Raw genomic sequence first — 25,904 nt, forward strand, 5'->3', positions numbered from 1 at the left:
CCGCCCTTTTTATGTTCCACGGATGGCCGGGTGCGGCTGACATGAAGCCCCGGATATCGCGGGAAGACGGCGCATGACAACGGAGTGGAAAGGAGATAGACTGGTTTCGCCGGAAAACGGGCGCCGGAAAAAGCGTACCGAACCATTGACATGAACTGACATCTGGAGGTGACCCCGCATGAAAACGAAAGGATGGAACGCGTGCGCAGCCGCGCTGCTGATCGTCCTGGCCGGAGTGTCCGCGGAAGCGGCGTCGAGGTTCGACGAACTCGCGGCGCGATACGAGACGACATGGGCGGGCAACGAGGCGGCCGTCTCGTTGCGTCTTCGCCTCGCGGCTCTGGCGGAGAACGTATCGCCGCTCGACCTCAGGGATTCGCTCCTGCGTGGAGACATGTCGCCGGAGCAGCGGGCCGCGAACGCGCTCGCCCTGCTCGATTCCCTCGTGCCCGGCGGAGATCCAGCCCGCTGGAACGAAGTCGCCGGATTCTGGAGACCGCGGGAGATTCCGAAACCTCTCGCGGCCGTCGACGCCCTGTTCGTCGCCGTGTCCGCCCTTTCTCCGATGGACGATCCCGGAGCGCCATGGCTCGCGAGAAAACTCCTTCTCGCGTTTCTCTCGAATCCGGCCGCGGCGCTGCTCTTCGCGGACCATTGCCCCGCGGAATACGCGATGGCCATCGATCTCCTCGCCCGGAAGGGAGTGCTCCCCCCACACGGCGTCTGGCGAAAGGGAGATATCGTCGGCAGGTTGCCGCTCGCCCGCGAGGTTCGCGGATTCGTCACGCGCGACCGCGCGTTCGCTGAGGGAATGACGTTTCTCGATGCGGTCGGGAGACCCGTCCCGAACGGAACGTACGCGTGGGACCGCACGGAGGGGCGGGTCTACGAAGTGGTCGAAGACAGGAGTTTCTGGATGCGGCGGTAGGAGGAAAGCGATTCCGGAGGGCCGGGTGTACAATAGGACGATGAATGTCAGACAATCAGCAGACGGAAAACAGCGAATCAGAACGCTCATCGTCGAAGACGACCTGATGCTCCTCAGAATCTACGAGACACTGCTGCGGTCGGCGGAATCCTTCGAGATCGTCCGCACGACCGCGCGCGGAGAAGACGTCATGGACCATCTGTTCTCGGGCGACATCGACCTCGTGATCCTCGACCTCCACCTGCCGGGAATGGAGGGCATCGACGTCCTCCGACTGGTCCGTTCGTGGGGACATCCGATCGACGTGATCTGCGTTTCCGGGGAACAGTCCACGGGGACGATCGCCGAGGCGGCGAGACTCGGCGCGTTCGACTACGTTCTCAAGCCCTTCACGTTCGAGCGGTTTCGCGAGACGCTCGACGCGTACCGCTCGTACAGACTCCGTGTATCGACGCGGTGCCTTGCCGGGTGTCAGGACGACGCCGATGCGATTTTCCGCCGCACGAAGCAGACATCCGCGCCAGGGAGTCTGCCGAAGGGGTTGCAACAAACGACGCTCGATCTCGTCACGAGTGCGTTGCGCGAGGCGCTTGGCCCCATCTCGCCTTCCGATATCGCCGAGCGGCTTTCGTTGTCGCGTGCCACGGTGGGACGATACCTCGACTTTCTCACCGAGAGCGGAGTGGCGCGGTGCGAGCCGGAATACGGCAGGACCGGGCGCCCCGTGATGCGCTACCGGCTGCTCGGGTAAGGCTGAAGGAGGGGCGGGAATGGATGGGGTGACGATCAGGAGAAGCGGTCAACACCTGAAGATGCCGTGGAGGAATGGGCTCGGCGTGACCGAGGAAATCGCGATCGAACCGGAAGGAGCGTCGATGGCCGATCCGTTTCTCTGGCGGCTGAGTTCCGCAGTCGTCCGGGCGGACGGCCCCTTTTCGCTCTTTCCGGGGTACGACCGGACGCTCATCGTCGTCGACGGCGACGGAATGGCGCTCGATGTCGACGGCCGCGCGACGACGCTCGATGCGCTCGGCGATCCGTTCGTTTTCCCGGGAGACGTCCCCGTTACGGGAACGCTCCGCGGCGGTCCGATCCGGGATTTCAACGTCATGGCGCTTCGCGCCCGGGTCTCGGCCCGGACGCGCGTCGTCCGGGCGTTTCCCGAAAACATTTCCGTTCTTCCGGAGACGACGACGGCCGTGATCTGCCTTCGGGGAGGTTGTTCCGTCGCCGGGCTCGCTTCGCTCGCCGCGCTCGACGCGCTGTTCGTGAGGAACCCCGCGGAGGTCGTTTCCGCGTTCCTCGAAGGCGACGGTGTAGCGGTCGTCGTCGAGATCGCCGTCCGGTAATGCCCGGAATATTTACAGGGTGACAGCCTTCCGCGGTTCGCGAAACAGGTGAAAGAGCCCCGAAAGATCGAACGCGCCCCGGCGCCGGAGGAGTTTTACGCGACCGTCCTTGACGGCGACGGTCAGGTGTCCCTCGCCGGGAGCCAGCTTTCGGTCGATCACGAGAATGTCCCGACTCCCGCCGAGCCGAAGGATCCCGGTATCTCCCCGTTCGAGCGCAACGGTTCTCCTGAGGACTTCGAGGCAGGCGCTTCCTGCCGATCCGACGTTTGTTTCGGCGTATGACATCGCGTATCCCTCCCTTGGGAAAGCATACTTATTGTAATGAAATGGAAGAGAGTTGTCAACACGTATGTCTTCCGGCGCGTCACTCCCAGAGGACGACTCGGTTGCGTCCCTGTTCCTTGGCCTTGTAGAGCGCTCGATCGGCCCGGTCGATGAACTGTTCCATCGATATCGACGGGCGGACTTCGGACGCGACACCCGCGCTGATCGTGACCATGGGAGCGACGGAAGACGCGTCGTGCGGGATCAGCAGATTCTCGATCTTCCGACGGACGCGTTCCGCGAGCGAAAGAGCGCTGTCGGCGGCGATCCCCGGCAGGATGACGGCGAACTCCTCGCCGCCGTAGCGGCAGGGAAGATCCTCGGCCCTGCGGAACGTTTCCCGGAGCGCGGCGCCGATTTTCTTGAGACAGAGGTCGCCCTTGATGTGCCCGTAGCGGTCGTTGTACTGCTTGAAGAAGTCCACGTCGATCATCATGAGAGTGAGGGAGTCGCCTGTCCGTCGTGCCCGGCGGATTTCGCGTTCGAAGGTCGCGTTGAACCATCTCCTGTTGGCGAGCTTCGTGAGCGCGTCCTCCATGCTCGCCATCCGCAGCCTCCTGTTGACGATCTCCAGTTCGGATGTCCGCTCGACGACGCGGATCTCGAGACTCTCCTTGAGCTGGTGGAGCGATTCGATCGCGGTGTTCTGTTCGGTGACGTCGTTCATGCAGATCAGGATTCCCCGGTCCAGGATCGATGCCGTGCATTCGACGAAACGCAGCGTTCCGTCGGATGCACGGCGGATCGAGAAGCGTTTCGGGGAGATCCGTCGGTCCCCGATGGAAATATCCGTCCGGAGCGTCGGCGCGAATCCGTTCCAGAGTTCGGCGACCGTTCGCCGCGTATCGTCGTCGGGCAGTCCCAGTTCGATCCACTCGGAGAAATCCCGGATTTCGGAGAGTGTGTACCCTGTCAGCTCGACGAACCGTTCGTTCACGTCGAGCAGCGTTCCGTTCTCTCCGAGAAACGCCATGGCGACGGGAGCCTTGCTGAAGAGCGTACGGAAGCGCTCCTCGCTCTTCCGGAACTCCTCCTGTGCCCGGACGCGTTCGCCGATCTCCCGGCGAAGCTCGCGGTTCGCGGCCTCGAGTTCGGTGGTGCGCTCGAGGAGGGTTTCTCCGAGCGTCGCGGAACGGAAAATCTCCTCGCTGAGATATCCCAGAGCGCCGCGAACGATCTGGCGAAATCTGGAACGCGAGTATTCGACACCCTGCCATGGCGTCGGGGGGATCGGCCCGTCCGAGCTCCTGAGGACCACGAATTCGCCGTCGGAGCCATATCGCCCGATGTGGCTCATCATCGACACGTGCCGGTTGGCTTCGATGCGCACGGGACCTCCTGGACCGTCGAACGTCACGCCGTCGAGAACGGAGGAGATCTCTCCGGGATCCAACGACTCCGCGCGTTCGCACGCCCGCGCCCAGAGGTGGACCTGGACGTATGCGGAGATCATTCTCGCGGTGCATGGGACGGAGCCGAACCGCGCGCGGAAGCGCGACAGGAATGCCCTGTTCGCGGACGTCCGGAGGCTCTCGAAGTAGGACCAGCACGCCATGTGCCCGGCCGCCGCGTCTCCGGCCGCACGCATTTCCGTTTCGGAAACGTCGAGGTGCATGACGGGGATCACGCGCGGGTCGATTCCGTGAGAGCGGCATCGGGTGATGAAGTCGATGGTGTTGGGGACGTTCAGCGTGGAGATGACCGCATCGGGGGCGCATTCGAGCATTTCGCGGTAAACTGCGTCGGGGCAGGTCCCGACTCCGGACGGAAGGAGCTCCTCCCCCGCGACCTCCGCGCCACGCCGCTCGATCTCCGAACGGATCAGGATGTGCATCGTCCGGGGATACACAGAGTCCGATCCGATCAGGAAGAATCGGTTCCCCGCGTTTTCCGACAGCCAGTCGAGCGCCGGAATCATCTGCTGATTCGGGCAGCTCCCGGTGTAGACGATATTCGGAGATTCCTCGAGCCCTTCGTTCTGGACGGGGTACCAGAGGATCCCTCCCGCGCCTTCGACGACCGGACGCACCGCCTTGCGCGCGGACGACGTCCAGCAGCCGAAGATCGTCCGGCACTCCGTACGCAGGATCCGTTTCGCGCATTCCGCGAATTTTTCCGGTCTGGAGGCTCCGTCGTAAATTTCGGGACGGATTTCCCGGCCGAGAACGCCGCCCTTCGCGTTGATTTCCTCGACGGCAAGCATCCCGGCGTACAGGAGAGGGCGTTCGCTGCATGCAAGAAAACCCGAGAAGGAGTGAAGAAACGCTGCGGCAATCGGGCCTGATCGGGAAGTGGACGTCACGAGCGGTTCACCTCGGTGTTTCATTTCATGAAAAAAACAGGCCAAAAATCCCGTCAGATAAAACTTCTTTATGATACCCGAAGATGCGGAAAATGCGAGAGATCGTTTCGCGATGCGCAATGTTTCGCCTCTGCTATAATCCGGGCGGATGCACCAAAACGGAGGAGGTGACACCGAATCATGTCCAAAGCGAAGGAGCTCATCGCGAAGATCGAGAGCGTCGCGGCCGATCCCAAGGCGACGCCCGGCGCGATCGATGCGGCACTCAACGAGATGGTGACGCTGCTGAACAGGGAACCCGACGCGTGGGATCTGTGCACCGACAGGGTGCGTTTCCTTCTGAACGAACGCTTCTGCTACACGGGACCGTCCGCCTTCGGCGGATACCGCTGAATCGACGATCCCCCCAGGAGCCCCCGGCAGGGGGCTCTCTTTCTGCGGGAGCTGCCGCGCCCGAGTCTTTCCTTTCTTCCGTCCCGTCGCGTTTCATGGCGCAGTCCATGTCCGAAGGAACGTGCAGAGGGGGTACGGCGCGTCGAACCCACCGGTGGAGGAGGCCGGAAGAGAACCGATGAAAGACGACGTTCATTCGTTCGCTCCGTTCGCGGCGATCCTGCTCGAAGGCGGGAACGTCGCGGAATTCCTCGATTTCTTCCGGTGCGCGACCGGTCTCGATCTGGCCTTTCACGACACGCTGAACCGCAAGCTCTGGGTCAGCGCGCAGTCCGAGAGCTTTCGCGAGGCGACGAAGATCTATCCTCTCCGGGAAGTTCTTCGTCTCTACCGGACGATGGAAATCCGGATCGGGGATCTCTCCGCCGGAATTCTCGTGCTGAACGTCCCGAACGACGGAAGGGACCGCGTCGGAAACATCCCGGGGCGTCTGCTTGAAAATCTCCGCATCGCCCTGACGCTCCATACGGAGCGTCTCCTGAGCCGCAGACAGACGGAGCTCGGACAGCGCGACGAATTCCTTCTCGATCTGCTCAACGGGCGCGTACCGGACGCGGAGAAGGCCCTCGAAAAGGCCCGGTCTTTCGGATGGGATCTCGGAGGGACGATCTTCGTCGTCATCGTCCGTGTTTCCGACGGGCGGGGGAAGAGCGCCGATCCGCTGAGCGTTCAGGCGGTAGTACAGCTGACCCGCGCCCGCCTGAAAGCCTTTTTCCCGAGAACCGTCTATACCGTGACGACGCAATGTCTCGTCTTCATCGTTCCCCTTTCTTCGGAAGATTCCCCGGGAGGCCGTGTCCGTGAGAACATATCGTCGTTCGCCGCGTCCCTCGGGGACGAGTTCTCCAGGGAATTCGGCCTCTCGGTATCGGTCGCGGCGGGAGGTCGTGCGCGAGACGTGACGGAGGTCTCCCGGAGCCACGGGGAGGCGCTGTACGCGGCCGCGGTCCAATCCGCCGTCTTTCCGGGCGAAAGAGCGATCTTCTGGGATTCCCTCGGAGAATACCGCCTGCTGTCGCTGATGTCGCGGACTCCCGAGGCCGGACGCCTGTGCGCCGACCTTCTCGGACCGCTGCTCGACGACATGGTCTCCTCCGCCTCCGATCTTCTCGAAACGCTCCGGATGCTGGACGCGTGTAACTGGAACGTCAGGGCCGTCTCGGAGAAGATGTGCTTCCACTACAACACGATCAAGTATCGTTACGCCCGCCTCCGCGAAATCCTCGGAATCGACCCCGATGACGCGGCTTCGAGGTTCCGCGTCGGTCTCGCCCTTCGCCTGCTCGACCTCATCCCCGAAAAGGATGGTTTTGTCAACAAGTGACAAAAAGCCGGAACGTGATTCTCACGCCATGACGATGCCCCTCCGAGCGGAAACGGGTACCCTGAGAACGCAAAGGAGGGGTATTCGTGGAACGGACGGAGATACGCACGGCGGCCGAGATCCTGAAACAGCTCATCCGGATACGGACGGTCCAGCCCGAGGGAGACGAGCGCGACGCGGCTGTCTACATCGCGTCGCTTTTCCCGGAGGAACGGGCCGAAAAGCGATTCATCGGGCATGAGGGGAACCGCGCGAGCCTGGTCCTGACCTTTCGCGGACGAAGACCCGGAAGTTCGGTCGCCGTCACGGGACATATGGACACCATCACGATCGGGGACGCGGCGCTCTGGACCCGTTCGCCGTTCGGCGCAGAGGAGTCGGACGGATGCGTCTTCGGGCGCGGCGCCTCCGACATGAAGGGCGGCCTGACGTCGATGATCCTCGCGGCGCGTCGGATGCTCGATCGCTGTGTCCGGACGGAAAATACGGTTCACTTCTGCTTCACGGCCGACGAAGAGGTCGGCGGCACGGGAGCGAAGGCCCTGGTCGGCGGCGGATATCTGGCGGGAGTCGAGGAGCTCGTCGTCGTCAAACCCACCGGAGAGAAGATCGGCCTCGCCGAAAAAGGGGCGATCTGGCTGCGCGTGCGCGTTCAGGGCAGAAGTTCGCACGCCGCCATGCCCGAATCGGGGATCAACGCCCTCGGGATTTTCTCCTCCTTTGCGGACCGGATCAGGGCGCTTCTCGGAACCGAAAGGAAACACGAACTCCTCGGCCGCTCTTCCTGCACGATTACGACGCTGCGGGGCGGAGATATGCCGAATGTCGTCCCCGAGTGCTGCGAGGGGACGATCGACATCAGGACGCTTCCGAGCGTCGATCACGACACCCTTCTGACCGGCGTTTCGGCGCTCGCGAGAGGCGTCGAGCGGGAAAAACCAGGACTCAGGATCTCCATCGAGGTCACGAACAACCGTCCTCCGATCGGAATGGACGAGAACGCCCCGCTCGTACAGTCCTTCAGATCGATCTATGCCGCACGCTCCCTCGCGTGGAAGACGTGCGGAGTCCATTACTTCACGGACGCCTCGATTCTCGTCCCGGCTCTCGGCGTCCCGTTCGTGATGCTCGGTCCCGGAGACGAGGGTTTCTTCCATCAGCCCGACGAGTATGTCCGTCCCGAGAGCGTCGTCCGTATCGCGGACGTCCTCTCGGAATATCTTGCGACGCGGTAAGGGAGTGCGATTCGAATGCATGTGATAGACGCGGTGAACCTGGCGGCGGAGAAATTCGAGCGCTTCGTCGTTTCCTTCAGCATCATCCTGATGGCGCTCGTCGCCATCGCGAACGTCATCGGCCGGAACCTCTTCCAGCACAGCTTCTCCTGGGCCGAGGAGGTGACCCAGTTCGCGATCGTATGGGTGACGTTCATAGGCACGAGCTACGCGGCGCGCAAGGGAGCGCACATCCGGATGACGGCGCTGTTCGACGCGCTCGGGCCGCGCGGCAGGAAGGGACTCATGCTCGTCATCTCGGCCGGAACGGCCGCGCTGATGTTCTATCTCGCGTGGTACGGCGGCGTCTACACGATGAAACTCGTCGAAACGCAGCGCCATACGCTCGGACTCCAGATCCCGCTGTATCTCGTCATCCTGTGGGTTCCGGTGGGATTCGTGATGACGGGGCTCCAGTACGTCGCGACGTTCATCCGCAATCTGCGGGAACACGAGGTCTACATCTCCCCGACGCTCGCCGACGGGCAGGAAACCTCGGAATCCTACGAAGTCTAGGGGGAGGGGCCCGATGTTTCTTCTGATGATGGGAATCATGATGTTCCTGCTGCTCCTCGGGTTCCCGATGATGGTGCCGCTTGCGGTCGGCGCGTTCGTGACGGTCGGCGTGTATTTTCAGGGAGTGAATCCCTCGATGCTCGTACAGCAGATCATCGGCGGAGTCCAGTCGGTGTCGCTCATCGCGGTCCCGATGTTCATCTTCGCGGCCGACCTGATGACGTCGGGCGAAATAGCGGAACGACTTCTCGGCGTCGTCGTCAAATTCGTCGGGCACAAACGCGGAGGTCTTCCGATCGCCGCGACGACCGCGTGCACGCTTTTCGGCGCGGTCTCCGGTTCGACGCAGGCGACGGTCGTCGCGATCGGCGGACCGATGAGACCCCTGCTTCTCGACGCGGGATATTCTCCGTCCTTCTCGACGGCACTCATCATAAATGCCGCGGAAATCGCGCTGCTGATTCCGCCGAGCGTCTACATGATCGTCTACGGCGTCGTCGGCGGCTGTTCGATCGGCGAACTCTTCATCGCGGGCGTCGGACCGGGGCTCCTGATGTGGCTGTTCTTCTGCGTCTACTGCTATCTCGTCTCCGGCGAGGGGCACAGTATGCCGAAGGCCCCATGGCGCGAACGGATGATTGCCCTCAGGCGGGCGTTCCTGAGCTTTTCGTTCCCCGTCATCATCTTCGGGGGCATCTATTCCGGGATTTTCAGCCCTACGGAAGCGGCCGCGATCTCGGTGCTGTACGCGTTCATCCTCGAATACTTCATCTATCGCTCGATCACGCTCCGCGATGTCCCGCGCATCGCGCTGCGGACCGGCGTCGTGACGGCGATCGTGTTCATTCTCATCGCGATGGGACAGGCGTTTTCGTGGACGGTCTCGTTCGCGCGGATCCCGAACCTCATCCTTCCGCCGCTTCTGGGCGATGCGCCGTCGGTCGCGCGGATCCTGACGATTCTGTCGCTCGCGTACTTCCTCGGATGCATGTTCGTCGATCCCGTCGTCGTCATCATGATCCTGACGCCGATCTTCAAGCCGGCGATCGTCGCTTCGGGGCTCGACAACGTGCTTGTCGGAACGATCGTGACGTTGCAGGCGGCCATCGGATCCTCGACGCCGCCGTTCGGATGCAACATCTTCACGGCGATAGCCATCTTCAAGCAGAAATACATCGACGTCGTCCGGGGCGTGTTCCCGTTCATCGCGATGCTGGTCGCGGTATCGGCGCTGCTGATCATGTTCCCGCAGATCGCGCTCTTCCTGCGCGACATGGCCGTACGCTGAGTCGCCCGGGGGGTGTTGCCGAAGGAAACGAAAGGATCTGTCCCCGAAAGGTGTGTTCCATGAAGGCCGGAATCCGGCGAAGGTTCCGAAATCGAAAGGGAGGGGTAGCAGTGAAGCGCAAGTGGATGTCCTGCATAGCTGTGACGGTTCTTCTGATGATGGCGGTATCGAACGTGGCGATCGCGGCTCCGAAATACCAGTGGAGGATCGCGAGCGAGGAAATCGCGGGCAGCGTCGCCGACATGTACGCCCATGAATTCGCGCGCCTCCTCAAGGAGAAATCGAAAGGCGCGATCCAGCTCGACGTGTATCCGTCCGGGACGCTCGGATCTCCGACCGAGATGTTCGAACTGACGCTGAACGGTGCGGTCGAATTCTGCCTCACCGGACCCGGCCAGTCCGGTTCCATCGTTCCGGAAAACCAGCTCTTCGGACTGCACTTCCTGTTCAGCGACAACCAGAAGGTCAACGACACATTCCTCGCGACGAGCAAGGCGCTGAACCAGGAACTCAACGCAATATACGAAAAGAAGGGGCTCTCGGTCCTCGCCTATTTCAATGAAGGCGCGATGTACTGGACCGCGAACAAACCCATCCGCAAGCCCGACGACTTCAAGGGAGTGAAGTTCCGGGTCATGCCCTCCGAACTTCTCGTCGCGGCATACAAGGCCTACGGCGCGAACCCCACGCCGCTTTCGTTCAACGAACTCTACAGCGCCCTCCAGCTCAGGACCGTCGAGGGGCAGGAGAACGCGCCGTATATCGTTCAGGAAATGAAGTTCATGGAAGTCCAGAAGTGTCTGATCGCGTCCCGCCACAACATCTACGTCATGCAGAATCTCGCGAATCTCCAGTTCCTCAAGGGCCTTCCCGAGGACATCCGGAAGATCGTCCTCGAAAGCGTCGAGGAGCTTCGCCCCTATATCCTGAAGGTTCAGGACGACCTCAACACGAAGCGTCTCGAAATGATGGTCAAGGAATTCAAGCCCGGGCAGGAGCTCGTCGAACTGACCGCCGAAGAGCGCGCCGCGTTCCGCGAGATCGCCAAGAAGGCCGACGAGACGTACTTCCAGCTTTCGAGGAACCCGGAATTCGCGAAGAAGCTGCTCGCACAGTTCCGCGAGGAGATGGCCTCAGTCGAAGCGTCGATGAAATAACCCGAGGGCGGATTCGCAGGGCGGCCCGAAAGGCCGCCCTGATTCGTCCGGGAAGACACCCATTCGTAAGGAGAGGAATTTCGTGACGAAATACATCCACGCAGTGCCCAATTTCAGCAACGGCAAGGACAAACACGTTTTCGAGACGATCGTCGACCAGGTCCGCGGGACGAAAGGCGTCCGCCTGATCGGATACTATCCCGATTCGGACTTCAACAGAACCGTCATCGAGTGCATCGGGGAGCCGGAGCCGCTTCGTGAGGCGATGCTCCGCATGGCGGGGAAGTCCTACGAACTCATCGACATGGAACAACAGCGCGGGAAGCACCCGAGAATCGGTGCCCAGGACACGATCCCTCTCTTCCCGCTTCGCGGCATCACCCTCGAAGAGGTGAAAGACCTCGCCGAGGAAATCGGAGCCGAGGTCTGGGAGCGCTACCAGGTTCCCATCTACTTCAGCGGCGAGAACGCGCGCACGCCGGAACGGAAGGAGCTCGCGTTCATCCGGAAGGGGCAGTACGAAGGTCTGAAGGAAGTGGCGTACCTGCCGGAGCGCGCCCCCGACATCGGACCGGCGAAGCTTCATCCGACCGCCGGAGCGACGATCGTGAGCGCGGCCGCGAAGAATCTCGTCGCGATCAACGTGCTGCTCAGCACGACGGACATGGAAATCGCCAGGCGCATCGCGAAGATGATGCGCGGACCCAGCGGCGGCTTCAGCACGATCCGCGCCGTGGCGTTCAAGCCGGACAACCACGACAACGTCGCCGTGTCCATGAACATGTTCGATACGGACAGCACGCCGATCTACCGCACCTTCCAGCTCATCGAGAACGAAGCGCGCCGGTACGGACTCTCCGTGGTCGGAACGCAGATTTGCGGAACGCTCCACCAGAGCGACCTGCTTTCGGCGGCGGAGTATTTCCTGCGCCTCGTCGATTTCGACGAAAAGCAGATCCTCGAAAACAACATCCTCGCCTTGGGCGAGGAGTAGTCTCCGTGAAGCTGTCGTCGCTGTCCGTCGACGCATTCGTCAGGGAGCTGGCGTCCGATTCGCCCGCACCGGGCGGCGGAAGCGCCTCGGCGCTTTCGGGATCCCTGGCCGCGGGGCTGGTCGCGATGGTCTGCCGTCTGACCGACGGAAAGAAGGGCTACGAGGAATACTGGCCGCTCGCCGCGAAAATCCGCGAACGTGCCGACGAGCTGGCGGCATCGCTCGCCGGGGTCGAGGGCGCGGTCATGAACCTGAACATCAACCTGGGATCCATCCGCGACGAGACGTTCGTCCGGGAGCAGGAGCGGAAGGTCCGCGAGCTTCTCGAACGGGGACGCGCCGCCCGGGACGCGATCCGGAAGACCCTCGGCGGAGGGAAGTAAAGGCGGCCGCCGTTCTTTCGACGCATTCTCGCATTCGGCTCATGGCGCGACATTCCCGACAGGTACGTGCCCCCATGTCGTCCGGAGCATCGCGGACCGAAAGTCCGGTCCGCGGCGTTCCGGACGACTTCCGACGTATCGGGAAGACACATTGGTACGCGGCCGGTCTATCCGTGGGAAAAACGCGTTCTCAGGCGCGCGAGCGTTGCGCCCGGTATGCCGGCGAACCAGCCCGCGAGCAGCAGCTGGTGGAGGAGCCACGTTCTGAAGACGCCGTTCCGCTCGTACCGTCGCCCCGACGTTTCGACCGCGTCCGGGAGCAGCTCGAAGCGCCCGCACGCGTGCAGCGCGCGGACGAACGCGAGATCCTCCATGAGCGGTTCGTCCGAAAAACCGCCGAGACTTCGGAAGACGGATGCGCGCGCGAAAATTCCCTGGTCTCCGAAGAGGACGCCCAAGCGTCGGGCGCGGACGTTCGCCCAGCGCGCCACCTGCGCGAGACCCGGCGACGCGTTCCGGAACGACAGACGGAACGCGCCTCCCGCCGTTCCGGGATCGTCCATCGCGCGCCGGATGCGCCCCGCCCATCCGGGGGGCAACGTCGTGTCCGCATGGAGGAAGAGCAGTATCTCCCCCGCGGCTTCGGAGGCTCCCGCGTTGAGCTGTCGCCCGCGCCCCGGACCGCTTTGCACGACGAGCGATCCGGCTTCCCGGGCGCGCGTGCGCGTGTCGTCGGCGCTGCCGCCGTCGGCGACGATGACGTCGACGGCTCGTCCGTACAGTGCCGAACGCACGGCGTCCGCTATGGACGCGCTCTCGTTTCGCGCCGGAATGACGACGGAAATGGGGAGATCCTCCCGCCGCAGGGATGCGAGATCCTCCGGACGATCCACATCCGAGAAGGTCGGCAGGATCGCCGTCCGGATACCGGCGCCGGCGAGGCGGCCGAGCGTTTCGCGCTCGACGCGGTCGGTGCCCCACGGGATGCGGTCGAAAAGCATCCGCGGCAGATCGTCCTTCTTTTCGAGCCGGAGCCCGAGAAGCACATACCCGCCGTCCGTCGCTGGAGCGAGAGCGACCCTGTGCGTCCGGAGCGCCTTCAGCGCGGCGTCGCAGACGGAAGCGTCGAGATCCGGGCAGTCGGTTCCGACGAACAGGACGGACGGCGCGCCGGAGGCGGCCGCCTCGCGACAGCTTCGCAGAAGTCGATCCCCTAGGTCGCCGCCGCCCTGGTCGGCATAGCGCCACGCGCCGTGGTGAAGCGCGCGGAACGCCGCGTCCGGCGCGCCGCTGCCGCGCACCTCGGGATCCATCCCCAGCAGCTCCGATGCCCTCACCCCCTCCGAGACGGTCCGCTCGAAGAACGTCCGGGCGAGTTCCGCGGCCCCGTCGGCTCCGAGGGCGGGGATCAGGCGCGACTTGACCTCTCCGGGCCTGGGATACTTCGCGAGAACGACGAGTTTCGGGGCGGTCATGGCGTCATTGCGGAGCGATGCGCAAAATCCTGCGCGGCCTTTCGCGTCACTTGTCCGCAGGCGCTCCCTGGCACGAGGACCCCGCTCCCGCGGTGCAGGAGAAACAGTGGCTGCGGACGACTATTTCGCGGCGAGCGAGTGCGTCGTAGTCGAAGTCTCCGATACGGCCCGGTGCGGGGTGCGAAAGCGGAAGGTCGAGAATCTGATTGAAATCGCAATCGAAGAGACGACCGTCGCTTCCCACGGAAACCGTCGTGCGGCACATAACGTTGCCGACCGCGGCGGAATTGAACGATTGCCGCAGAAGGTTCATGTAGTCGATGAGGTTGTCGCTGCGTCTGAGGTAATCGAGGTACCGGCCGACGGGGCAATTCGTCAGACAGTAGAGGCGGTTGAACTCGATGCCGAAATCGCGCCGCAGCTTGATTCTGTACTCGTCTTCGAGCGTCTGCTGCGACGCGGGAAGGAACGCGCCGACGGGGTTGTGGACGAGGTCGAGGACGTGCCCGGAACCCGGTTTCCCGTAGCCGCGCGCGTTCAGTTCAACGAGCGCCGCGATAATCCGGTCGAAGACTCCCGGTCCGCGCATGCGATCCGTATTTTCGCGGCTCAGTCCCGGCAGCGACGCGACGACTTCGACGCCGGTCTCCGCGTAGACGTCCGCGAAATGCCGGTAGGGTGCGTCGAGCAGAATCGCCGCATTGCTGCGGACGAGAAGCCGTTTTCCCATCATAGCGGCCTCGCGGAGGAACCATTCGAGATTCGGGTGCATCTCCGGCGCGCCGCCCGTGACATCGAGCGTCGTTATAGAAGGGTGCGCGGCCGCGCGCAAGGATGCCTTCATGTCCTCCCGGCTCATCTCCTCGGCGCGCGCGGGAGAGCTTTCGACGTGGCAGTGACGGCAGCACAGGTTGCACCGTCGCGTGATATTCATCTGCAGGATCTCCACCGAAGCCGCGCGCAAAGGATAGGCGCCGCACGAACGCAGCCTGTCCGCGAACGATTCGGGGTGGTCGAGGCCGTCCAGAAGTGCGTGCTGCTCGCGGAGATCCATCTACATCCCCTTTTTCCGGACGATCTTGCGCATCTGCGTCGCGTGCGCGAGCGTATCGCCCGCAACCATGGCCGCGCCGACGTGAATCGCCTCCATCATCTCGTTTTCGTCGACGTCGAGCGACAGGCATTTGTTCGTATAGGCGTCGATGCAGTAGGGGCAATGGCGGACCGTGGCGACCGCGAGCGCGATCAGCGCTTTCTCGCGTTCGGAGAGCCTGCCGGCGGATGTCGCGGCGGCGTAATACGCGAAGAATTTTTCCCCCTGGACGGACGCGACCTCGCCGATTTTCGGAAAGTCCTGCAAATCCGCCGGATCGTAGTATTCCTGACTCATGATATCGAATACCTCCTTCAATGAAATTCTTGCGGCCATTCCCACGGGAAGGCTCCATGCCGCTTTCCAGAGGCGCGTAGCGAGGCGGCATGGAGTCGTGGGCTACGTCTTCGCGATGTCCGGGGTCCGTTTCGCGCGCCTCTGCGCTTCCTCGAAGACGGGTGCCCAGAAATCCGCCGTCATGGCGGCGGTTTCGGCCGTCAGGTCGCGGCAGGCGTTCCGTCCGATCCGCTGCAGCAGCGTGCGTCGTGCGCGAATGGCCCGGCAGCACGTCGCTCCGAAGCGTTCCCGGAAGGCGTCGTGCAGCGCTTTCGGAAGTTGCGCGCCGAGGGGGTGCGGCCGAATGCCGTTCAGGACGCCGCTCGCCATCATGGCTCCCGAAAGCGCGCCGCAACAGCAGCCCGAAAACATGCCCTCGCGCAGAAAACCGCTCGAATCGACGAGCGGCTCCGGAATCCCGACCCCGAACGCGTCGGCGACGCCGAGCAGAACGGCCGTCGCGCAATTGTCCCGCTCTTTCATCACGCGCAGGGCCGACTCGCGCGCACGTTCCGCGAACGTCATGCGTTGCTCCTTTCCCCGGCGCTCCGCGCGATCCACAGGAGTCCGCCGTACAGGCTCTCGGCGGCGACGAGGAGCGCGAAGGACAACGATACCGCGAAGGCCGTCTCGTGCGCGATTCCGTAGAACCCCAGCAGCGATACGGTCGCTCCTTCGCGGAAGCCGAAGCCGTTGATCGAAAGAGGGATCATCGCGGCGACGGAAACAGCCGGAATAGCGGCGCACGCTTCGAGCAGACCGATGGACGCGCCAAAGGCGCGAAGAAGCGAGTAATTGACGGCGATCACCGTGAGCTGAAACGCGGCTCCCCAAAGAATGCCCGAAAGCAGCGTCCTGGGGTGCGCGCGCAGACGCCGGCCTTCGCCGGCGGTCTCGGAGAGAAAGGCGCGGATTTTTGCGAGAATCCGCGTTCCGGACCGACCCGAAGGCAGGGCGGGCGGAAACAGGACGAGCGCGACCAGTGCGACGGCGAAGCCGCCTCCGACCGCGAACAGCGCCCCGAGGCCGGCCGGGGCTCTTCCGGACGCGACGGCGATCGCGCCGACAAGGGCGAGTCCCGCGAGCGCAAGCAGCCGTTCGACGACGACCGAGAGCAGAATTCCGGGCGTCCGCCCTTCGTCGCGCAGCGTCAGGATGCGTATCGCATCGAAACCGACCGATGAAGGCAGAAAGTTGTTGAAGAAGAGTCCCACCCAGTAGCTGCGCCAGAGCGTTCCCCATGAAACGGGAATCTCTTGTGCGAGCAGCAGGCGACGCCACTTTCCCGTGCTGATGGCCATCGATGCGGCGACCCACGCGGCCGCCAGAGCCATCCACCCGGGATCCGCCTCGCGGACGAGACGGAGCAGACCGTTACGGTCGAGACCCCGACACAGAAGCATCAGGATCGTCGCCGAAACGGCGATCCTGACGCAAAGCGTTTTTGCGTTCATGCGTTCGCGCTCTTTCGCGAAGCCCGCTGTTTGAGTGCCCACGCGATCGTGAGAAGCGTCAGGAATCCCGCGATGCCCCACAGGAAGACCTTTCCCGACGTGGTCATCTTCTCCCCCCACCAGGAGTACAGGATCGTGGCGGGGAGCTGGCCGAGGCCCGTGGCCCAGAAGAACCCCCAGAAGCCCATCGTGGTCAGGCCGGCCGCGTAGGAAATCACGTCGAAGGGCATGATGGGCAGCAATCGCGCGATGAAGACCGCGTGCCTTCCGTGGTTCTCGAAAAACCTGTCCGACGTGTCGAGCGCCTTTTTCCCGACCATCTTTTCGACCACCGGACGGCCGAACCCCTTGCCGATCGCCCAGCAGAGCGCCGCGCCGATCATGGCCCCGGTCCACGAATACACCGCGCCGAGCTGCCAGCCGAACACCCACGCGTTTGCGAACGTCACGACGAATGCGGGCAGCGGCGACGCGATCGACTGGAAGACCATGATTCCCATGGAGACGAGTGGAGCGATGGCGCCGAAGCTCCGTATGTAGATCCGCATCCGCTTGATGTCCGCCGTGACGAGAATGGACGTACTCTCATTGATGAACAGCGCGAACGATGGAACCGTGAAGTACAGGATCGCGAACCCGCCCAGCACCGCAACGGACAGCCAGAGGAACAGGCGAAGCTTCGAATCCTTCATGCCGCTATTTCTCGATCGGCAGCGAAGCGTCGCCGGCCCACTCCGAATAGGACGCCTCGTAGTTCCGCGCGTCGTACCCGGCCATTCGCAGCATCAGTGCGGTGAACCCGGAGCGGATGCCGATCGTGCAGTAGGTGATGATGCACTGGTCCTTCTTCACGCCTTTTGACTCGAGATGCTTCTGGATCTCGTCGACGTCCATGACCGTTCCGTCGTCGTGGTACAGTTCGTTGAACGCCATGAAGACCGCACCCGGAATATGCCCGTTTCGTTTTTCGCCGTGGTTGATCTTGCCGATGTACTCGTCGCGGGAGCGCGTGTCCAGAATGACGCACTTTTTCGGGTTCGTTCTGATCTCGTCGAACAGCACGCGATACTCTTCGTGGATCGCAGAGAACGCGAATTTCGCGGGCCGGATCTTCGGCGCGTCGGCCGTCACGGGTTTGCCCGCGGCCTTCCATGCCGGAAAGCCGCCGTCGAGCAGTTTGACGGCGTTCACGCCGACGAGGCGCAGCTCCCACATCACGCGGCCGTCCTCGGCCAGTCCGCTCGGATCGCCGTACACGACGATCGGCTTGCTTCCGTCGATGCCGAGCGATCCCACGTAAGCTTCGAGCTTCGATTTCTCCATCGTGACGTTCCAGCCCTTGTCTCCCTGCTTGCCTTTGGACCTGTCGGTCCAGTTCGTCCATGTGGAGTGGATCGCGCCGGGGATGTGGCTGACTGCGTAATGCTTGTCGGACCGGGCGTCGAGCACGACAACCTTGTCGAGATTGGCGGCGAGCCAGGCGACATCGACGAAGTACTCCGCCTTTTTCGCGGACATCGCGGCCGAAGCCGCGGAGACGAGACATATGGACACGAGGACGAAAGCGAGCATGCAGCGCAATGCGCGAGATTTCTTCACAAAAAAGATCCCCTTTCAGATTGTGTATTGGAGTACGAAAGACAGAACGCTGTCTCCGCCGATCACGCCGAGGAACATGGCAGACACGGCACGACCCTGCCCCGAAACGGATCGGGACGGGCGCACAGAACGCCGCCAAACGTTTTTTTGGAGGTGGAACAGGACGTCAGAAAGGGAAGAATGAGGAAGAGGTCAGTCCGAAAAGAACGGGAATCTTCCGGGCTCCGATGCCTGCACTGTGCGTTTCCGGTCGGCCGAATGCACCCCGTGCATCGAACCGTTGCGGCGTCACACCATGGACATCACCCGAAAGACCTCCTTTCCGCATCTTTATCTGCGACGGACCATATATGGAAGCAAATCTCGAATACTGTACCAAAAAAGGCGAAGCGGATCAATAGCACAGTACTCCGCTCGGATATCGACTTCCCCGCCAGGTTTCGAAAATTCGCCTTTCGGGCGATGAACGTACCCCCGATGTTTCCGTCCCAGTCCGCAATCCCTTCCCCGAAAGACAGTCGATATCGAGATGGAGAATTTGCTTGACAATTTCGCCGCGAGTTGTAAAATTCAGGACAGGTGTCCCATATTTGAGAGGATGTGTCGCCCGAATGGATTCCGTTCAACGCGTCACGCTTCTGATGGACCTCCTGCTTGCACAGAAAGACGAACTCGGCATTCGTGACATCGCCCGGATGGTCGACGTCCCGAAAAGTACCGTCCAGCGGATGCTCTCCTCCCTGGAGACGGCAGGATGGGTGCGCAGGACCGCCGAAACGCAGAAATACCGCCTCGGGCTGCGATTCCTCGCTTACGCGAATTCGTGGAGGCTCCGCTTCGAGCTCGTTCACCAGACGAGGCATATTCTCGAGGATCTCTCCGCCCGGACTCAGGAGACGGTGCTCCTTCTCGTCCTCGACGGCGATTGCGGACGATGCATCGACAAGGTCGAGCCCGTCCGGACGTTCAAGCTCGTCGCCGAGGTCGGCAAAACGTTCCCCCTCCATGCCGCCGCGTGCGGCAAAATTCTCCTCGCCTTCAGTCCCGAACGCGTTCAGGAACGGGTCCTTTCGCAACCTCTCGAACGATTCACGCCGACGACGATCGTCGATGCGCCGGCGCTTCGCGAGGAACTCGACCGCATCGTCGCGCGCGGGTATGCGCGAAGTATCGAGGAGCTCACTCCCGGAGCGGCGGAAATCTCGGTTCCGATTCTCGACGACGACGGCAACCTGATAGCCGGGCTCAGCGTCGCCGGAGCCCGGACGGAAATCGAAGACAGGATCGACGAAATGTTGCGGGAACTCGAAGCCGCCGCACGGCGCATTCTTCCGCGACGGCTTTCCGCAACGGCGTCGACCGGCAGGAGGGGAGACGAATGACGCTTCTCGAAGCGCGGGACATTTCCATCTCTTTCGGCGGACTCAAGGCGGTGGAAGGAGTGGACCTCTTCGTGAACGAGGGGGAAATCATGACGCTGATCGGTCCGAACGGAGCGGGAAAGACCACCGCGTTCAACCTGATCACCGGATTCCTCGCCCCGGACCGGGGGACCGTCTCCTTCCGCGGGCGGGACGTCACGGGCCTGCCGCCGCACGACATCGCGGCGCTGGGGCTCGTTCGCACCTTCCAGAAGACCAATATTTTCGCGGAGACGACCGTTGAGCACAGCATCGCGATCGGGTTCCACACGCGGCTGAAGGCGGGGCTCGGGAGCATCGTCTTCGGCGGGGCCGACGCGCGCGCCGAAGCCCGCGAGGTCCGGGAACGCGCCCGCGAGATCCTGGAGTTCACGGGCCTCGCCCCGTGGGCGGCGCATCTCGGCAAGAACCTCCCCTACGGCAAGCAGCGGATGCTCTCCATCGCGCTCGCGCTTGCCGCGAATCCGGCGCTTCTGCTCCTCGACGAGCCCGCGACGGGCCTGAACCCGGTCGAGACGAAAGAACTCATCGACATCATCTACCGCATACGGGACGAGCGCAAGATCACGGTCTTCCTGATCGAACACAATATGAATCTCGTGATCTCCATATCGGACCGCATCGCGGTGCTGAACTACGGGCGGAAGATTGCGGAGGGGAGCCCCGCGCAGGTCTCCCGCGATCCGGCGGTCATCGAGGCCTATCTGGGACGGGGGTTCCGCCATGCTTCTTAGCGTGAAGGGATTGAGCGCCCATTACGGCCGAGTCCAGGCCCTCTCCTCGGTCGATATCGACGCGCCGGAGGGGTCCATCGTCACCCTGATCGGCGCGAACGGCGCCGGAAAGAGCACGTTCATGATGGCCGTCTCGGGCGTTCTGCGCTCGATCTCCGGCGAAATCGAGTACGACGGCCGCCGGATCGACGGGCTCCCGTCCGACGAAATCGTCCGGCTCGGCCTGTCGCAGTGCCCCGAAGGACGCCGCGTCTGGCCGGGGATGACCGTTCTCGAAAACCTCGAAATGGGCGCATTCCAGGTCGGCGACGCGACGCTCGTTCGCGACCGGCTCATGCGCGTCTACGCGCACTTTCCGATCCTGGAGCAGCGGTCGGCGCAGCTTGCCGGAAGCCTCTCGGGCGGGGAGCAGCAGATGCTCGCGATCGGACGGGCGCTCATGTCCGGCCCGCGGCTGCTCATGCTCGACGAGCCGTCGCTCGGGCTCGCCCCGATCGTCGTCGAACACCTCGTCGATATCATCCGCGAAATCCGGAATTCGGGAACGACCATCATTCTCGTGGAACAGAACGCCTTCATGGCGCTCGGGCTGGCCGATGCGGCGTACGTCCTCGAAACGGGACGCGTGGCGCTCTCGGGCAAGGCGTCGGAGCTTCTGAAAAACGATATGGTCCGAAAATCCTATCTGGGCGTATGACCCGGAAAAACACTAATGGAGGTGACGGGGAAATGAGAGGAAAGGGCATTCTGCGGTCGGTTCTGTGCGTGGCGGCGCTGTTGTCCCTCGGGTGTGCGGCGTGGGCCGCCCTGCCGGACGGGAATGTGCGCGTCGGCGTAGTCATGCCGACGTCGGGGACGCTGGCGTATGACGGAGGACTGGCGCTCAACGGCGTCAAGATGGCGGTCGACGAGATCAACGCGGCCGGCGGCGTCAACGGACACAAGATCGAGCTCTTCGTCGAGGATTCGGCGGGCGTTCCGGCCACCGCGGTCGCGGCGATGGAGAAGCTCGTCGGAATGCAGAAGGTCGTCGCCGTCATCGGCGACTTCGGCAGCTCCGGCACGCTCGCGATGATGGACGTCGCGAAGCGTTCCCAGACGCCGCTCATCACCCCGATCTCCCTCGCCCCGAAGATCACGGAGCTTGGGAACGTCTGGACGTTCCGCGGATGCGACAGCTCCGAGATGATCGCGAAGGCCTTCACGAAGTGGGCCGTACAGGAAAAGAAGCTGGACAAGTGGGCGTTCATCGGCGTGAACACGGATTACGGCCGGGGTTCCGTCGACGCGTTCGGCAAGAAGGTCAAGGACCTGGGCGGCGAGGTCGTCTACACGGAGTACTTCCAGCAGGGCGAAACCGACTATTACCCCATCATCACGAAGCTCAAGGCGTCTCCGGCCAACGCGCTCTGCCTGCTCGGCGAGACCGTTGACCTGTCGCGCGTCGTGAATCAGTTCCACGAGATGGGACTCCAGGAAAAGATCACCGTCATGGATCCCACGAGCGGAACCTTCAACCCGAAGTTCCTTGAACTGGCCAAGGCCAAGGCGAACGGAATCATCGGCGCGAGCCGCTTCGTCGCGTCCATCAAGACCCCGAAGGCGGAGAAGTTCGTCGCCGACTACCAGAAGCGCTACAACATCCCGCCCGAGAAGTACGCGCAGGCCGGGTACGACGTGGCGCACATGGTCGCGATCGCGGTGAAAAACGCCGACTCGACCGACACGGCGAAGGTCCGCGAGGCGCTCGCGAAGATCGAATACGAAGGTCCGCAGGGCAAGGCGCATTTCGACGCGAAGAACCAGCTCCAGATCGGGGAATACATCATCGCCGTCAAGGACGGGAAGTTCGAAATCGTCGCCGGACCCATAATGGCGGAGTAATACGGTACAGCTTGCGGGGGCCGTTTCCGCGCGCGACGCGGGAACGGCTCCGTCATACGGGGAGGGAATCGCCGGAATGCTCATGGTCTTCCTGCAACAGGCGCTGAACGGAATCATCCTGGGGTGCATCTACGCGCTCATCGCGCTCGGGCTGTCGCTCATCTTCGGGATCCTCGAAGTGGCCAACTTCGCGCACGGAGAGTTCTACATGCTCGGCGCCTTCATGGCGCTGTTTTCGATGTCCGGGCTCGGCGTCTCCTTCTTCCCGGCGCTCCTGATCGCGATGATCGGCATGGGGATCATCGGCGCGATCATCGAACGGGCCGTCTTCCGCCCGATCGTCGGCAAGCCGCTGATCAACAGCATGCTCCTCTCGTTCGGCCTGTCCACGGCGCTCGCGAACCTCGCGCTGCTGCTGTTCGGCGCCGACCCGCAAAAGATCGAATCCGGCCTCGCCGACTACCACCTGCGGTTCTTCGGATTGCACCTCACGGCCGAACGCCTGATGGTGCTCGTCGTCGGCGTCGCGCTCGTCACGCTTCTCGCCTGGTTCATCCAGAGCACGCGGACGGGCAAGGCCATGCGCGCGGTTTCGCAGGATCGCGTCGCGGCGCAGCTCGCGGGAATCAACGTCTCCAGGATCTACACGGTCACATTCGCGATCAGCGGGGCGCTCGCGGCGGCCGCCGGAACGATGGTCGGCGCGATGTTCTTCGTCTCGCCGGAGATGGGGTTCTCGGTCACGCTCAAGTGCTTCATCATCATCGCGCTCGGCGGCTTCGGAAAGATCCGGGGCGTCATCGTCGCGGCCGTCATGATCGGCCTCGCCGAAAGCCTCGGGGGCGGCTTCATATCGTACGCCTACAAGGACGCATACCCCTTCCTGCTGTTGGTGCTGCTCTTCATGCTCAAGCCGCAGGGGCTGACGGGAGGGAGCGGACGATGAACGGACGCATGACCGGGGCGAAATGGCTCGCCGGACTCGCCGGAGCGGCGCTGCTCTGCGCCGTGCCGCGGTTCTTCTCGTTGGACTACTACCTTCACATGTTCGTCATGTCGGAAATCTACGCGGTCCTCGCCATGTCGCTCGCGCTGATCGTGGGCTTCTCCGGCCAGGTGTCCATGGGGCACGCGGCCTTCTACGGCGTCGGGGCCTACGCCTCCGCGCTGATCAGCCTGAAGTCCGGCCTGCCCTTCTGGGTCACGATCTGGTGCGCGGGAGCCGTCGCGGGGCTGCTGTCGTTCGTCATCGGGAAGATGGTCCTGCGCCTTCGCGGGCACTTCCTCGCGATCACGACCGCCTTCTTCGGCGTTCTCGTCACGCTGATCCTGAACAACTGGATCGAGCTGACGAACGGCCCGATGGGCGTCCCCGGCATCCCGAGGCCGTCGCCGATTTCGCTGCCCGGACTGACGCTCTCGTTCGAGACGCGCGCGGACTACTACTACCTCGGGCTCGTCTTCGTCGGACTGGTCGCGTTCCTGCTGTATCGCCTCGTGAACTCGCGCATCGGCAACGCGCTCATCGCGATCCGCGAGAACGAGGAACTCGCCCGGTCGATCGGCGTGGACGCGATGGCGTACAAGGTGTTCGCCTTCACGCTCGGCGGCGCGCTCGCGGGAATGGCGGGGTCGTTCTACGCGCATTACATCCTGTTCATCAGCCCCGTCACCTTCACGATCGCGGAGTCCATCAACCTTCTCGTCATGATCATCTTCGGCGGCATGACGACGCTCTTCGGCCCCGTCTTCGGCGCCGTCGCGCTGACGTTGCTGCCCGAGTTCCTGCGAATGGCCGGCTCGTTGCGCCTCGTGATCTACGGCGTCGCGCTCGTGATCTTCATCATCTGGCTGCCCTTGGGCGTCTGGGGAACGATAAAGAGCAAATGGATGGAGCGGCGGGGGTAGCACTCCGTCCCAACTATGCTGCGGTTCGCAAAGGCATCGGGGATTCGTCTTCGAACGGATCTTCGATGCCTTTCTGTGTGTGGGAACGAAGGCACAATATTGTTTCGTCGGATATGCCGGCGCGAAATGAACCTTCTGTCTATTGTGCAACTACTGGCCGTATTGTTCGTAAGCGGCGATAATGAACCCCGGAATGCGTCTTTCCGCTTCCAATCCCCGAACGAAATGTGGCGATCGATCGTGCTCCGAAGTATTTCGTGCTCCCCGAAGGTGATTCCATGACGCCTCTGTTCATGCTCGCAGCATTCTGCGTGATCGTCGCGTTCTGCGCGGCCGGGGCGGCGGCGTCGGGAAAGGTCCGAAGCGCAAACGCCTACGAAATGGCAAACCGCAGAGCCGGGCCGCTCTCGGTCACGGGGATCGTCATGGGGGCGCTCGTCGCGGGCGGGTCGACGATCGGCACGGTGCAAATGGCGTACCTCTACGGTCTGTCGGGATGGTGGTTCACGCTCGGGAGCGGCATCGGGTGCCTCGTTCTGGGGCTGTGGTTCGCGCGTCCGGTCCGGAGGTCGGGACTCGTGACGCTGCCACAATTCATCGAGAGGCAGTACGGCGCGCCGACGGCACTTCTGACGCTCGCCGGTTCGTCGCTCGGGACGCTGCTTTCCATCATCGCGCAGTTCATCGCGGGCGTGGCCCTGCTCCAGTCGGTCTTTCCCGTGTCGCGGGGGGGCGCGACGGCGGCCCTGTCCGCCATGATCCTCGCGTTCATCTTCACGGGCGGACTCAAGAGCTTCAGCGTTATCGGCAACGTGAAGACGGCCATCCTGTATCTTCTGCTCGCCCTCTGTACGGCGAAGACGATATCTCTGGGTTTCTCGCCCAACGACTTCGCGCACGATCTCGCGGCACGGCCGTGGTTCGGCGTCTTCGAGCGCGGCGTCGGCGTGGATGTCGGCGCGTGCGTGTCGCTCCTCATCGGTGTGCTGTGCACGCAGATCTACATGCAGGCGGTTTTCGCCGCCCGGGATGAAGGCGCCGCGCGAATGGGCTGCCTCGTCGCGTCCGTCCTGATTCCTCCGCTGGGGCTCATGGGGGTGTGGATCGGTTCGGGTATGCGGGCGTCCGGCGTCGTGGTCGACGCCGCACAGGCGCTTCCCTTTTTTCTGAATGCGCACTTTTCACCCGCAGTCGCAGGTGCACTCTGGGCGGGGCTCGCGATCACGGTCGTCGGCGGCGCGGCGGGGCTGACGCTCGGCGTGGCGACGAACCTGTCTCGCGATTTATATATGAAGATTCCCGGCGCGAACGGAAGCGACGCGTGCGTTCTGCGGATGAGCCGGGGGGCGGTGGTTCTCGTCGTCGCGATCTCGGCGATTTCGGCACTTGCGCTGAAAGGGAGCCTGATCCTCCAGCTGAGCTACGTGGGCATGGGGCTCCGGGGCGCGGGGATGTTCCTCCCGCTGATCATGGCGATCTTCCATCCCGGAGCGCTGACGCGTCGGAGTGCGTTCTTCCTTTCCACGAGCGGCCTCGGGAGTATGCTTCTCGCCCCGCTGATCCTTCCCGGCATCGAGCCTCTCTTCGTCGGCCTCGCAGTTTCGGCCCTGTGTCTCGTTCCCGTGATCGCGTTCGGGAGACCCCGCTGAGAGTCGCGGAAGAGGCGTGTCCGTGTTGCCGTCTCTTCCGCGGATAACGTTTTTTC

27 protein-coding genes are annotated in these 25,904 nt (G+C 63.2%); 18 read left to right on the plus strand and 9 right to left on the minus strand.

From position 1 onward, the window contains the following. Positions 1-178: 178 nt before the first annotated feature. From ACZ5IU_RS09045 to ACZ5IU_RS09055, 3 genes are read left to right on the plus strand one after another with little or no spacing between them, the layout of a single operon-like run. On the plus strand, positions 179-928 hold the full coding sequence (locus ACZ5IU_RS09045) for a cell division protein FtsL (RefSeq protein WP_464416465.1): 750 nt from the start codon (positions 179-181) through the stop codon (positions 926-928). A 25-nt stretch (positions 929-953) separates the two neighbouring features. Further along, a complete protein-coding gene (locus ACZ5IU_RS09050) occupies positions 954-1,679 on the plus strand; it encodes a response regulator (RefSeq protein WP_464416467.1) in 726 nt (241 codons plus the stop codon). Positions 1,680-1,698: 19 nt separating this feature from the next. Then, complete coding sequence (locus ACZ5IU_RS09055; protein ID WP_464416469.1) at positions 1,699-2,277, plus strand: HutD/Ves family protein; 579 nt, start codon at positions 1,699-1,701, stop codon at positions 2,275-2,277. A 12-nt stretch (positions 2,278-2,289) separates the two neighbouring features. Here ACZ5IU_RS09055 and ACZ5IU_RS09060 read toward each other — a convergent pair whose 3' ends face one another. Together ACZ5IU_RS09060 and ACZ5IU_RS09065 are read right to left on the minus strand one after the other, a co-directional pair. After that, positions 2,290-2,565 (minus strand): hypothetical protein, encoded by a 276-nt coding sequence (locus tag ACZ5IU_RS09060; protein ID WP_464416471.1) that lies wholly within the window; start codon positions 2,563-2,565, stop codon positions 2,290-2,292. 79 nt (positions 2,566-2,644) lie between these two features. After that, positions 2,645-4,906, minus strand: a complete 2,262-nt coding sequence (locus ACZ5IU_RS09065) for a transporter substrate-binding protein (protein WP_464416473.1) — start codon at positions 4,904-4,906, stop codon at positions 2,645-2,647. 180 nt (positions 4,907-5,086) lie between these two features. Between ACZ5IU_RS09065 and ACZ5IU_RS09070 the strand changes: the two genes are divergently transcribed. The 8 genes from ACZ5IU_RS09070 to ACZ5IU_RS09105 all read left to right on the plus strand — a co-directional run bounded on the left by ACZ5IU_RS09070 (position 5,087) and on the right by ACZ5IU_RS09105 (position 12,295). Next, positions 5,087-5,299, plus strand: a complete 213-nt coding sequence (locus ACZ5IU_RS09070) for a hypothetical protein (RefSeq protein ID WP_464416475.1) — start codon at positions 5,087-5,089, stop codon at positions 5,297-5,299. 178 nt (positions 5,300-5,477) lie between these two features. After that, complete coding sequence (locus ACZ5IU_RS09075; RefSeq protein WP_464416477.1) at positions 5,478-6,683, plus strand: PucR family transcriptional regulator; 1,206 nt, start codon at positions 5,478-5,480, stop codon at positions 6,681-6,683. A gap of 86 nt (positions 6,684-6,769) precedes the next feature. After that, positions 6,770-7,918 (plus strand): M20 family metallopeptidase, encoded by a 1,149-nt coding sequence (locus ACZ5IU_RS09080; protein WP_464416479.1) that lies wholly within the window; start codon positions 6,770-6,772, stop codon positions 7,916-7,918. A gap of 15 nt (positions 7,919-7,933) precedes the next feature. Next, the gene (locus ACZ5IU_RS09085) at positions 7,934-8,473 is read left to right on the plus strand and encodes a TRAP transporter small permease (protein ID WP_464416481.1); all 540 of its coding nucleotides are present in this window, start codon (positions 7,934-7,936) and stop codon (positions 8,471-8,473) included. A 13-nt stretch (positions 8,474-8,486) separates the two neighbouring features. Further along, positions 8,487-9,761, plus strand: coding sequence for a TRAP transporter large permease (locus ACZ5IU_RS09090; protein WP_464416483.1), 1,275 nt, complete (start codon positions 8,487-8,489; stop codon positions 9,759-9,761). Positions 9,762-9,871: 110 nt separating this feature from the next. Next, positions 9,872-10,918, plus strand: coding sequence for a DctP family TRAP transporter solute-binding subunit (locus tag ACZ5IU_RS09095; RefSeq protein WP_464416485.1), 1,047 nt, complete (start codon positions 9,872-9,874; stop codon positions 10,916-10,918). An 82-nt stretch (positions 10,919-11,000) separates the two neighbouring features. Then, positions 11,001-11,912 (plus strand): glutamate formimidoyltransferase, encoded by a 912-nt coding sequence (ftcD, locus tag ACZ5IU_RS09100; protein WP_464416487.1) that lies wholly within the window; start codon positions 11,001-11,003, stop codon positions 11,910-11,912. Positions 11,913-11,917: 5 nt separating this feature from the next. Next, positions 11,918-12,295, plus strand: coding sequence for a cyclodeaminase/cyclohydrolase family protein (locus ACZ5IU_RS09105; RefSeq protein WP_464416489.1), 378 nt, complete (start codon positions 11,918-11,920; stop codon positions 12,293-12,295). A gap of 167 nt (positions 12,296-12,462) precedes the next feature. Here the strand turns inward: ACZ5IU_RS09105 and ACZ5IU_RS09110 are convergent, their stop codons facing one another. From ACZ5IU_RS09110 to ACZ5IU_RS09140, 7 genes are all read right to left on the minus strand, one after another. After that, positions 12,463-13,770 (minus strand): TIGR04283 family arsenosugar biosynthesis glycosyltransferase, encoded by a 1,308-nt coding sequence (locus tag ACZ5IU_RS09110; RefSeq protein ID WP_464416491.1) that lies wholly within the window; start codon positions 13,768-13,770, stop codon positions 12,463-12,465. 46 nt (positions 13,771-13,816) lie between these two features. Further along, the gene (gene arsS / locus ACZ5IU_RS09115) at positions 13,817-14,824 is read right to left on the minus strand and encodes an arsenosugar biosynthesis radical SAM (seleno)protein ArsS (RefSeq protein ID WP_464416493.1); all 1,008 of its coding nucleotides are present in this window, start codon (positions 14,822-14,824) and stop codon (positions 13,817-13,819) included. Further along, positions 14,825-15,160, minus strand: a complete 336-nt coding sequence (locus ACZ5IU_RS09120; protein WP_464416495.1) for an arsenosugar biosynthesis-associated peroxidase-like protein — start codon at positions 15,158-15,160, stop codon at positions 14,825-14,827. Positions 15,161-15,262: 102 nt separating this feature from the next. Beyond that, on the minus strand, positions 15,263-15,724 hold the full coding sequence (locus ACZ5IU_RS09125; protein WP_464416497.1) for a C-GCAxxG-C-C family protein: 462 nt from the start codon (positions 15,722-15,724) through the stop codon (positions 15,263-15,265). Beyond that, entirely contained in the window at positions 15,721-16,653 is a 933-nt protein-coding gene (locus ACZ5IU_RS09130) for a lysylphosphatidylglycerol synthase transmembrane domain-containing protein (protein ID WP_464416499.1), read from the minus strand. The genes ACZ5IU_RS09125 and ACZ5IU_RS09130 overlap by 4 nt, the downstream gene beginning before the upstream one ends. Then, positions 16,650-17,345, minus strand: a complete 696-nt coding sequence (locus tag ACZ5IU_RS09135) for a TVP38/TMEM64 family protein (protein WP_464416501.1) — start codon at positions 17,343-17,345, stop codon at positions 16,650-16,652. The genes ACZ5IU_RS09130 and ACZ5IU_RS09135 overlap by 4 nt, the downstream gene beginning before the upstream one ends. 4 nt (positions 17,346-17,349) lie before the next feature. Beyond that, positions 17,350-18,252, minus strand: a complete 903-nt coding sequence (locus ACZ5IU_RS09140) for a sulfurtransferase (RefSeq protein ID WP_464416503.1) — start codon at positions 18,250-18,252, stop codon at positions 17,350-17,352. A gap of 611 nt (positions 18,253-18,863) precedes the next feature. On the opposite strand from ACZ5IU_RS09140, the gene ACZ5IU_RS09145 reads away from it, so the two are divergent. The 7 genes from ACZ5IU_RS09145 to ACZ5IU_RS09175 all read left to right on the plus strand — a co-directional run bounded on the left by ACZ5IU_RS09145 (position 18,864) and on the right by ACZ5IU_RS09175 (position 25,848). Then, entirely contained in the window at positions 18,864-19,634 is a 771-nt protein-coding gene (locus tag ACZ5IU_RS09145) for an IclR family transcriptional regulator (protein WP_464416505.1), read from the plus strand. After that, positions 19,631-20,407: an ABC transporter ATP-binding protein gene (locus ACZ5IU_RS09150; RefSeq protein ID WP_464416507.1), complete on the plus strand. Its 777-nt coding sequence runs from the start codon at positions 19,631-19,633 to the stop codon at positions 20,405-20,407. Before ACZ5IU_RS09145 ends, ACZ5IU_RS09150 begins: the two co-directional genes overlap by 4 nt. After that, positions 20,397-21,104 (plus strand): ABC transporter ATP-binding protein, encoded by a 708-nt coding sequence (locus tag ACZ5IU_RS09155; protein ID WP_464416509.1) that lies wholly within the window; start codon positions 20,397-20,399, stop codon positions 21,102-21,104. The genes ACZ5IU_RS09150 and ACZ5IU_RS09155 overlap by 11 nt, the downstream gene beginning before the upstream one ends. Before the next feature lie 32 nt (positions 21,105-21,136). Further along, a complete protein-coding gene (locus ACZ5IU_RS09160; protein ID WP_464416511.1) occupies positions 21,137-22,291 on the plus strand; it encodes an ABC transporter substrate-binding protein in 1,155 nt (384 codons plus the stop codon). 76 nt (positions 22,292-22,367) lie between these two features. Then, the gene (locus ACZ5IU_RS09165) at positions 22,368-23,237 is read left to right on the plus strand and encodes a branched-chain amino acid ABC transporter permease (protein WP_464416513.1); all 870 of its coding nucleotides are present in this window, start codon (positions 22,368-22,370) and stop codon (positions 23,235-23,237) included. Further along, the gene (locus ACZ5IU_RS09170; protein ID WP_464416515.1) at positions 23,234-24,199 is read left to right on the plus strand and encodes a branched-chain amino acid ABC transporter permease; all 966 of its coding nucleotides are present in this window, start codon (positions 23,234-23,236) and stop codon (positions 24,197-24,199) included. The genes ACZ5IU_RS09165 and ACZ5IU_RS09170 overlap by 4 nt, the downstream gene beginning before the upstream one ends. A 278-nt stretch (positions 24,200-24,477) precedes the next feature. Next, positions 24,478-25,848, plus strand: coding sequence for a sodium:solute symporter family protein (locus ACZ5IU_RS09175; protein ID WP_464416517.1), 1,371 nt, complete (start codon positions 24,478-24,480; stop codon positions 25,846-25,848). Positions 25,849-25,904: the final 56 nt, after the last annotated feature.

The sequence above is a fragment of the Lactivibrio alcoholicus genome (assembly GCF_055390895.1).

Bases quoted from the DNA above. Each gene is read 5' to 3' on its own strand.
- ACZ5IU_RS09155 (WP_464416509.1), top strand. From the start codon at position 20,397: ATGCTTCTTAGCGTGAAGGGATTGAGCGCCCATTACGGCCGAGTCCAG.
- ACZ5IU_RS09170 (WP_464416515.1), top strand. From the start codon at position 23,234: ATGAACGGACGCATGACCGGGGCGAAATGGCTCGCCGGACTCGCCGGA.
- ACZ5IU_RS09085 (WP_464416481.1), top strand. From the start codon at position 7,934: ATGCATGTGATAGACGCGGTGAACCTGGCGGCGGAGAAATTCGAGCGC.
- ACZ5IU_RS09120 (WP_464416495.1), bottom strand. From the start codon at position 15,160: ATGAGTCAGGAATACTACGATCCGGCGGATTTGCAGGACTTTCCGAAA.
- ACZ5IU_RS09070 (WP_464416475.1), top strand. From the start codon at position 5,087: ATGTCCAAAGCGAAGGAGCTCATCGCGAAGATCGAGAGCGTCGCGGCC.
- ACZ5IU_RS09160 (WP_464416511.1), top strand. From the start codon at position 21,137: ATGAGAGGAAAGGGCATTCTGCGGTCGGTTCTGTGCGTGGCGGCGCTG.
- ACZ5IU_RS09145 (WP_464416505.1), top strand. From the start codon at position 18,864: ATGGATTCCGTTCAACGCGTCACGCTTCTGATGGACCTCCTGCTTGCA.
- ACZ5IU_RS09090 (WP_464416483.1), top strand. From the start codon at position 8,487: ATGTTTCTTCTGATGATGGGAATCATGATGTTCCTGCTGCTCCTCGGG.
- arsS (WP_464416493.1), bottom strand. From the start codon at position 14,824: ATGGATCTCCGCGAGCAGCACGCACTTCTGGACGGCCTCGACCACCCC.
- ACZ5IU_RS09075 (WP_464416477.1), top strand. From the start codon at position 5,478: ATGAAAGACGACGTTCATTCGTTCGCTCCGTTCGCGGCGATCCTGCTC.
- ACZ5IU_RS09045 (WP_464416465.1), top strand. From the start codon at position 179: ATGAAAACGAAAGGATGGAACGCGTGCGCAGCCGCGCTGCTGATCGTC.
- ACZ5IU_RS09175 (WP_464416517.1), top strand. From the start codon at position 24,478: ATGACGCCTCTGTTCATGCTCGCAGCATTCTGCGTGATCGTCGCGTTC.
- ACZ5IU_RS09130 (WP_464416499.1), bottom strand. From the start codon at position 16,653: ATGAACGCAAAAACGCTTTGCGTCAGGATCGCCGTTTCGGCGACGATC.
- ACZ5IU_RS09110 (WP_464416491.1), bottom strand. From the start codon at position 13,770: ATGACCGCCCCGAAACTCGTCGTTCTCGCGAAGTATCCCAGGCCCGGA.
- ACZ5IU_RS09125 (WP_464416497.1), bottom strand. From the start codon at position 15,724: ATGACGTTCGCGGAACGTGCGCGCGAGTCGGCCCTGCGCGTGATGAAA.
- ACZ5IU_RS09055 (WP_464416469.1), top strand. From the start codon at position 1,699: ATGGATGGGGTGACGATCAGGAGAAGCGGTCAACACCTGAAGATGCCG.
- ACZ5IU_RS09150 (WP_464416507.1), top strand. From the start codon at position 19,631: ATGACGCTTCTCGAAGCGCGGGACATTTCCATCTCTTTCGGCGGACTC.
- ACZ5IU_RS09060 (WP_464416471.1), bottom strand. From the start codon at position 2,565: ATGTCATACGCCGAAACAAACGTCGGATCGGCAGGAAGCGCCTGCCTC.
- ACZ5IU_RS09135 (WP_464416501.1), bottom strand. From the start codon at position 17,345: ATGAAGGATTCGAAGCTTCGCCTGTTCCTCTGGCTGTCCGTTGCGGTG.
- ACZ5IU_RS09165 (WP_464416513.1), top strand. From the start codon at position 22,368: ATGCTCATGGTCTTCCTGCAACAGGCGCTGAACGGAATCATCCTGGGG.